Raw genomic sequence first — 6,004 nt, 5'->3', positions numbered from 1 at the left:
GGTGCTGCAGGCGCTGGTGGGGGTCGTCCTGCTGCAGCAGCTGCAGGCGCTGCGGCTCGTCCAGCGGCAGCAGTTCGGCCAGGCGCCAGCCTACCCAGGCGGCCTGCTCCAGCTGGGCCGGATGGGTCGGGGCGAAGGCCGCGCCGGCCTGTTCGATGATGTGTTCCAGCACGGTGGCCAGCAGCGCGTGTTCCGGGCGCAGTTCGTCGTCGTGGTCGGGGGCGGCCCATTCCACGTCGGCCAGCACCAGCCCGTTGTCGCGGATACGCGTGCGCAACACATGGAAACGACGCTGGCCACGCAGGCGCAAGACCAGCACGCCGTCGGCGCCCACGTCGAAATCCTCGACGCGCGCTTCCACGCCGTAGGCGGCCGGCACCGCCGGCGACCCCACTTCATCGCCGTCCAGGATCAGGCAGACGCCGAAACTCGTGTCCTGCCGGCTGCACTCGCGCAGCATGTCCAGGTAGCGGCGTTCGAACACCCGCAGGCCCAGCGCGGCGCCAGGCAACAGCACCACGTGCAGCGGGAACAACGGCAGCGAAGCGGTCTCGGTCATGGCCTGGGGCGCGCCCGCCTCATCCCTGCTGCAGCTGCGCCAGGAAGCGCCGCGGCGCACCGTCGAAGCCGCCGTTGGACATGAACACGACATGGTCACCGGGCGCTGCGATCTCGCCCAGGCGGGCCAGCAATGCATCGGTATCGGGCACGGCGTGGGCCTGCCCACGCACCGCGGCGATCACGCCGGCCGCATCCCAGGCCAGCTCCGGGCGGTGCAGGAACACCACCGCATCGGCCAGGTCCAGCGAGGGCGCCAGCGCTTCGGCATGCGCGCCCAGCCGCATCGAGTTGCTGCGCGGTTCCATCGCCACCACGATGCGTGCAGCACCAACCTTGGCACGCAGCCCTTCCAGCGTGGTGTGGATGGCGGTGGGGTGGTGGGCGAAATCGTCGTAGACAGTGATGTCATGCGCCTGCCCGATCACTTCCAGGCGGCGTTTGACGCTGCGGAAGTTGGCCAGCGCCGGGATCACCGACGTCAGTTCCACCCCGACCGCATGCGCGGCGGCCAGCGCGGCCAGTCCGTTGAGCACGTTGTGGCGACCCAGCAGGGGCCAGCGCACCTCGCCTACGCGCACACCGCGGTGATGCACCACGAACGCGCTGCCGTCGGCGTTGACCAGTTCGGCATGCCATTCCAGCGACGGATCGAAGCCGAAGCGCTCCACCGGGGTCCAGCAGCCCATCGCCAGCACCTGCGCCAGGTAGGCATCCTCGCCATTGACGATCAAGCGGCCGCGCGCGGGCACGGTGCGCACCAGGTGGTGGAACTGGCGCTGGATCGCGGCCACGTCCGGGAAGATGTCGGCGTGGTCGTATTCGAGGTTGTTGAGGATGGCCACCAGCGGCCGGTAGTGCACGAACTTGCTGCGCTTGTCGAAGAACGCCGTGTCGTACTCGTCGGCCTCGACCACGAACTCTCGCCCGCTGCCCAGGCGCGCCGACACGCCGAAGTCTTCGGCCACGCCGCCGATCAGGAAGCCCGGCTCGCGCCCGGCCGCCTGCAGCAGCCAGGTCAGGATGGTGGTGGTGGTGGTCTTGCCGTGGGTACCGGCCACGGCCAGCGTGTCACGCCCGGGCAGGACCTGTTCGGACAACCACTGCGCACCGGAAATGTAGCGCTGGCCGGCATCGAGCACCGCTTCCACCGCCGGATTGCCGCGCGACAGCGCATTGCCGACGATCACCTCATCGCAGTCGGCGGCAACACTGTTGGCCCGGTAGCCCGGATCGAGTGCGATGCCCAGCTGTTCCAGCTGGGTCGACATCGGCGGATAGATCGCCTGGTCGCTGCCATGCACCGCATGGCCCAGTTCCCGCGCCAGCGCGGCCACGCCGCCCATGAAGGTGCCGGCGATACCAAGGATATGAATCTTGCTCATGCGGTGGATTGTGACCGATCACCTGCGACTGTGGATATTGTCGTCAGACAATTGCCCAGATGCATGTAGGAAAAATACTCGCGGTGTCGGGGAATCCCCGATAGCGATGTAGTGTGAAGAAAGACACAATTCAGGTGGCCAGCCGCAGCACCCCATTGGTCCTACTCCCCAAGAGGCCATCCCCAGGGGAGCTCATGCTGCGGGGCTCTGAGCAAGCCCGTCCGCTGGCACCTTAAACCACACGCCTGGCCCCTTGGGGCCGGGCGTGTGCGTTTACAGGCCCGGCAGGCGCCACCGAAGCAGCGCCATCGCTTCAGCCGTGGATCGCCGCGCGGATGCGCGCTTCCACGTCGTCCAGCTCACCCACGCCATCCACGCGCGCCAGGGTGCCGCGGCCGGCGTAGAAATCGACCACCGGGGCGGTCTGGTCGTTGTAGACCTGCAGGCGCTGGCGCACCGATTCGGGGTTGTCGTCGGCGCGGCCCTGTTCGGCGGCGCGGCCGGCGATGCGCTCGACCAGCAGTTCGGTCGGCACGTCCAGCTGCACCACCGCATCCAGCGGCTGACCGATCTTCACCAGCAGGGTGTCCAGCGCGTTGGCCTGGGCCACGTTGCGCGGGTAACCATCGAGGATGAAGCCGTTGGCCACGTCGGCCTGGCCCAGGCGCGATTCGAGCATGCCCAGCAGGATGTCGTCGGACACCAGGTTGCCGGCATCCATCACAGCCTTGGCCTGCTTGCCCAGCTCGGTGCCCGCGGCCACTTCGGCACGCAGCAGGTCGCCGGTGGAAATGTGCGCAATCGACAGGTGTTCCTTCAGGCGCGTCGCCTGTGTCCCCTTGCCCGAACCGGGCGGTCCCAACAGAACCAATCGCATCAACCTGACTCCAACTTGGTAAAAAAATGGAAGGGCGCGCGCCCCGGGATTGTCCACAATCACGCTGCACCGCAATACGCGCACTTTACCCCATACCGGTAATGTCTCTGCAATGTCCTTCCCCCACCCCCAGGTGAAATGATGTCCAAAGGTACCCTGCTCTACGCCCAGTCAGGCGGCGTCACCGCCGTGATCAATGCCACCGCCTCGGCGGTGATCAGCACCGCCCGGGCCAAGGGAATCAAGGTCTTGGCCGCGCGCAACGGCATTCTTGGCGCGCTCCGCGAAGACCTGATCGACACCACGAAGGAGTCGGCGGCGGCGATCGCCGCGCTGGCCCACACCCCGGGCGGGGCCTTCGGCTCCTGCCGGTACAAGCTCAAGTCGCTTGAGGCCGACCGGGGCAAGTACGAACGCCTGCTGGAGGTCCTGAGGGCCCACGACGTGCGCTGGTTCCTCTACAACGGCGGCAACGACTCGGCCGACACCGCCTGGAAGGTCTCCCAGCTGGCCAAGGCCTTCGATTACGATCTCACCTGCATCGGCGTGCCCAAGACCATCGACAACGACCTGGCGGTCACCGACACCTGCCCGGGCTTCGGCTCGGCGGCCAAGTACACCGCGGTGTCGGTGCGTGAGGCGGCGCTGGACGTGGCGGCCATGGCGGAAACCTCGACCAAGGTGTTCGTCTATGAGGCCATGGGCCGCCATGCCGGCTGGCTGGCGGCGGCGGCCGGCCTGGCCGGGCAAGGCCCGGACGACGCCCCGCATATCATCCTGCTGCCCGAGCGCGCCTACGACGAGGCTGCCTTCCTGGCCAAGGTCAAGCAGGTGGTCGAGCGCGTGGGCCATTGCGTGGTGGTGGCCTCCGAAGGCATCCAGACCGCGGACGGCACGTTCGTCGCCGATGCCGGCGGCGGCAAGGATTCGTTCGGCCACACCCAGCTGGGCGGCGTGGCCTCGCAGCTGGCCGCGCGGGTCAAGGACACGCTGGGCTACAAGGTGCACTGGACCCTGCCCGACTACCTGCAGCGCTCGGCGCGCCACATTGCCTCCAGGACCGACTGGGAGCAGGCGCAGGCGGTGGGCAAGGCGGCGGTGCAGTTCGCGCTGAAGGGCCACAACGCGGTGATGCCAGTGATCGTGCGCAGCAGCGACGCGCCCTACCGCTGGAAGATCGAGGCCGCGCCCCTGCACAAGGTGGCCAACCACGAGAAGAAGATGCCGGCCGGCTTCATCCGCAAGGACGGCTTCGGCATCACGGCCAAGGCGCGCGCCTACCTGTCACCGCTGATCAAGGGCGAGGCGCCCCTGCCCTACGGTGCCGATGGGCTGCCGAAGTATGTGACGCTCAAGAACGTGGGCGTGAAGAAGAAGCTGCCGGCCTGGCAGCAAGGCTGAGCGCCGCTGGGGGTGGCGCGCCCGTGGGCGTGCCGCCCGCCGCCAATTGCGGCGCGCCGGGGCGCCCCCTACAATCGCGCCGAGCCGGCAGGACATGCGGGCTTTTGCACCCGCAACCCATTCCGCACCTGCGTGCGATGACAAGGACCGTACCGATGAAGCGCCACACCCTGGTTTCCCTGCTGCTGCTCACCGCAGCGGCGCCCGCCTTTGCCGATACCTGCGAAAGCAGCTTCCAGAAGAAGGGCAACCCCCTGTCCGGCACCACCTACACCGCCTCGGTGACCGTGCCGGAGCTGACCGTCAAGAGCGCGATCGGCCAGATGAACGTGATCGCCAAGGGCAACAACATGGACGTGTTGAGCTCGGACGTGGAAAACGGCGCGATGCTGATCGAAGATCCGCAGACGGCGATGCACAAGACCATTCCGATCATCATCAGCGCCACCAGCGAGGGCCGCACCGGCACCGTGGCGATGACGGTCAAGCTCAACCCCGGCGCCTTTGCCAAGGCCGATTCGATCCGCGCCGAGATGTGCAAGATGCTCACCCAGGTAAAGCCCGGCAAGGCCGGCGAGCAGCTCGCCGCGTCCACGCCGAAGGCCTCCACGGTGAACATTTCGGCCAGCGATTTCGGGTTCCAGCTGCGCACGCAGAACAAGGACAACCCCGCCGCGATCGAGCCGCGCTACAAGGGCAAGATCTACTCGATCACCGGCCGGGTCAACGGCGTGCTCAAGAGCGGCGGCACCTACAACACCGGCTTCGAGCTGCCCAACGGCTCCGGTGGCATCGACTTCGAAAGCGTGGCCATCACCTGCGCGTTCGCACCGAGCCAGGCCGCCTTCGCGCTGGCGTTGCGCCCGAAGGAAAAGGTCACCCTGGTCGGCGTGGTCGACCATTACGACCAGATCGGCCGCGTGCTGTGGCTGAAGGGCTGCAAGGGCAACTGAGCCCGGCCAGCGTCGCGTGATACCCAAGCCCGGACCGGCCCTGCCGTCCGGGCTTTTTCATGGGCGCGCAGGGTACTGGACGACCTGCGGGGGCTGGCCTCATGCTCCGCACACGATCCGGGTGGGGGTGGTGCCATCGGCACTGCACCGGGTCGCCAGGCGGCGGGCGCACGGGTGCGCCCGCTTCATGCAACCAGGGGAAGAAACCATGCACAGAATGGTGTGGGTTGGCGCGCTGCTGCTCGTTGTCGGGCAGGCGGCAGGCAAGGAAAAGATGATCCCGCTGTCGGCACAGGATGCCGAAGCGCTGCGCGGAAAAACGGTGGCACTGACACAGCACGAACCGCCGTCGTTCATGGCGATGACCGCCGGCAAGGCGTCGTTTGCGCTGTTCGGCGCAGCGGCGATGGCCAGCGCAGGCAACGAGCTGGTGCGGCAGAACGGGGTAGCCGACCCGGCCGGGCTGGTCCGTGACCAGTTGGGGGGCGCGCTGGGACAGGCGTTCGGCGCGCAGCTGCTGCCGCTGGATGCCACGCCGACCAAGGCGGTGAAGCCGGCCGAACTGGCCAGACTGCATGCCGATGCCGACTACGTGCTGGACGTGCGCTCAGGCGGCTGGAACTACGCCTACTTCGCCACGCAGTGGGGCCGGTACTGGGTCGGCTACAGCGTGCAGGTGATGCTGGTGGAGACCGCCAACAAGCGGGTCGTGTCGAATCTGGCCTGTGCGGCCAACACCATCAACGACGGTGAACCGCCTACCCGCGAGGCACTGCATGCCGACCAGGCGCGCCTGCTCAAACACGTGACCGCCGCGCTGGGCGCACGTT

Annotated in this window: 6 protein-coding genes; 3 read left to right on the top strand and 3 right to left on the bottom strand. The window is 67.8% G+C overall.

Going from position 1 to position 6,004, the window contains the following annotated elements; genetic code table 11:
* From DBR34_RS17000 to DBR34_RS16990, 3 genes are all read right to left on the bottom strand, one after another.
* Nucleotides 1–559: LON peptidase substrate-binding domain-containing protein (locus DBR34_RS17000; protein WP_128097673.1), on the bottom strand; the 559-nt coding region annotated here is incomplete at its 3' end.
* Nucleotides 560–578: 19 nt separating this feature from the next.
* Nucleotides 579–1,943, bottom strand: coding sequence for a UDP-N-acetylmuramate:L-alanyl-gamma-D-glutamyl-meso-diaminopimelate ligase (mpl, locus tag DBR34_RS16995; RefSeq protein ID WP_128097667.1), 1,365 nt, complete (start codon nt 1,941–1,943; stop codon nt 579–581).
* Between the two features lie 313 nt (nt 1,944–2,256).
* Nucleotides 2,257–2,820, bottom strand: coding sequence for an adenylate kinase (locus DBR34_RS16990; protein WP_038686440.1), 564 nt, complete (start codon nt 2,818–2,820; stop codon nt 2,257–2,259).
* A gap of 141 nt (nt 2,821–2,961) precedes the next feature.
* Here DBR34_RS16990 and DBR34_RS16985 point away from each other — a divergent pair, with 141 nt between their 5' ends.
* The 3 genes from DBR34_RS16985 to DBR34_RS21530 all read left to right on the top strand — a co-directional run.
* Nucleotides 2,962–4,221 (top strand): 6-phosphofructokinase, encoded by a 1,260-nt coding sequence (locus tag DBR34_RS16985; protein WP_128097666.1) that lies wholly within the window; start codon nt 2,962–2,964, stop codon nt 4,219–4,221.
* Between the two features lie 155 nt (nt 4,222–4,376).
* Nucleotides 4,377–5,174, top strand: coding sequence for a hypothetical protein (locus DBR34_RS16980; RefSeq protein ID WP_128097665.1), 798 nt, complete (start codon nt 4,377–4,379; stop codon nt 5,172–5,174).
* A gap of 208 nt (nt 5,175–5,382) precedes the next feature.
* Nucleotides 5,383–6,004, top strand: a 622-nt coding sequence (locus DBR34_RS21530; RefSeq protein WP_181394056.1) for a hypothetical protein, incomplete at its 3' end; no start/stop codon positions are given.

The sequence above is a fragment of the Stenotrophomonas sp. HMWF003 genome (assembly GCF_003061285.1).
Lineage (GTDB): Bacteria > Pseudomonadota > Gammaproteobacteria > Xanthomonadales > Xanthomonadaceae > Stenotrophomonas > Stenotrophomonas maltophilia_AP.
The sequence above is the reverse complement of the archived record's forward strand: the minus strand, read 5'-3'. Positions and strand labels throughout refer to the sequence as shown.

Coding starts and splice junctions, on each gene's coding strand:
- mpl (WP_128097667.1), bottom strand. CDS start 1,943: ATGAGCAAGATTCATATCCTTGGTATCGCCGGCACCTTCATGGGCGGC.
- DBR34_RS16990 (WP_038686440.1), bottom strand. CDS start 2,820: ATGCGATTGGTTCTGTTGGGACCGCCCGGTTCGGGCAAGGGGACACAG.
- DBR34_RS16985 (WP_128097666.1), top strand. CDS start 2,962: ATGTCCAAAGGTACCCTGCTCTACGCCCAGTCAGGCGGCGTCACCGCC.
- DBR34_RS16980 (WP_128097665.1), top strand. CDS start 4,377: ATGAAGCGCCACACCCTGGTTTCCCTGCTGCTGCTCACCGCAGCGGCG.